Origin of the sequence: Methylobacterium crusticola (assembly GCF_003574465.1) — a bacterium.
GTDB classification, from domain to species: Bacteria; Pseudomonadota; Alphaproteobacteria; order Rhizobiales; family Beijerinckiaceae; genus Methylobacterium; species Methylobacterium crusticola.
Genome location: NZ_QOWC01000458.1, coordinates 1 through 1,306, shown reverse-complemented (window position 1 = coordinate 1,306; position 1,306 = coordinate 1). Strand labels below are relative to the sequence as shown.

Annotated in this window: 1 protein-coding gene; it reads right to left on the bottom strand. The window is 76.1% G+C overall.

Annotated features, from left to right (window positions below):
• Nucleotides 1–136: 136 nt before the first annotated feature.
• Nucleotides 137–1,279 carry a carboxylate-amine ligase gene (locus tag DT057_RS34870; protein ID WP_128566550.1) on the bottom strand — a complete coding sequence of 381 codons (1,143 nt, stop codon included), beginning with the start codon at nt 1,277–1,279 and terminating at the stop codon, nt 137–139.
• Nucleotides 1,280–1,306: the final 27 nt, after the last annotated feature.

Sequence of the window (1,306 nt, the reverse complement as noted above, 5' to 3'; positions counted from 1 at the left end):
CCGTGACACTTCAATCCGGTTGCAACAGCCGTCCCGGCGCCCCGCCGGGACGCTACGGCTGCCCCCCCCCCCGCGCGATCTCAACCGCCCCCTCCCGGCCTCCCGCGGAAAGACGCGGCCGGCGGCCTCACGGCGCTCACCGCGCCCGCCCGGACCCGCGCCCCTCGGTGAGCTCCGCGAGCCGGTCGACCACCGCCGCCAGGCCGGCCTCGTCCGAGCCGCCGTCCCGGCACCCGGCCTCGTGGGCGGCGAGCTGGAGGTCGGCGCTGGTGCCCTCGCGCAGGATCCGGCGGGCGCCGTCGAGCTCGGCCGCGCAGCCGAGCGCCGCGGCGTCCTCGGCGAGAAGGCCGAGGGTTCCGTCGAGGGCTTCCCCGAACGGCACGGCCCGCGCCGAGGCCTCGTCGATCAGGGCGGCGCGGACACCGTCGCGCTGGGCCCGCCACAGGTTCTCCCGGATCAGCGCGCGCCCGACGCCCGAGAGCCCGGCATTCAGGCCGGGCCGGCGCTCGGCGAGGCGCACGAGGCAGCGGTAGAGCGCCGCGATGGCGACGGCGTCGTCGACGCGCGTGCAGCTGTCGGCGATGCGCAGCTCCAGCGTCGGGAAGCGCACCGAGGGCCGCAGGTGCCACCACAGGAAGCTCGCATCCCGGATCGCCCCGGCCTGCGTCATCACCTGCACGTAGCGGGCGAAGTCGTCCGCCGTGGCGAACAGGTCCGGGAGCCCCGTCCGGGGCATCTCGCCGAAGACGCTGAGCCGGTAGCCGGACAGCCCCGTCGCCCGGCCCTGCCAGAACGGCGAGGAGACCGAGAGCGCGAGCAGCAGCGGCAGGAACGGCAGGAGCCGGTTCATCAGGTCGACCCGGTCGTCCGGCCGGGCCACCTCGACGTGGACGTGCATGCCCCCGACGAGGGTGCGCCGGCCGACCATGCGGACCTCGTCGAGGATGCCGCGGTAGCGCGCGCCGTCGGTCGGGCGCTGGTCGTCCCAGGCGGCGCTCGGATGCGTGCCGGCGCCGAAGACCAGGATGCCGTGGGCCCGCCCGATCTCGGCGAGCCCCCGGCGCAGGCCGTCGAGGGCGGCGCGGGCCTCCCCGAAGGCGGTCGAGGGCGGCGTCGCGATCTCGATCTGGCTCTGGAGCAGCTCGCGCTCCGCCGCCGGCAGCAGCGCCCGGGCGGCGGCGTGGAAGCCCGCGAGGCCCCGGCGCGGCGTGCCGCGCGTCGCGGCATCCGCCAGAAAGAACTCTTCCTCGATGCCGAAGCGGTAGGCGGTTGCGGTCATGATCACTCCCCGTGTCGGGAATTATAG

What these genes read in the sequence shown, in the direction of transcription:
- DT057_RS34870 (WP_128566550.1), bottom strand. Translation starts at nt 1,279, where the DNA reads ATGACCGCAACCGCCTACCGCTTCGGCATCGAGGAAGAGTTCTTTCTG.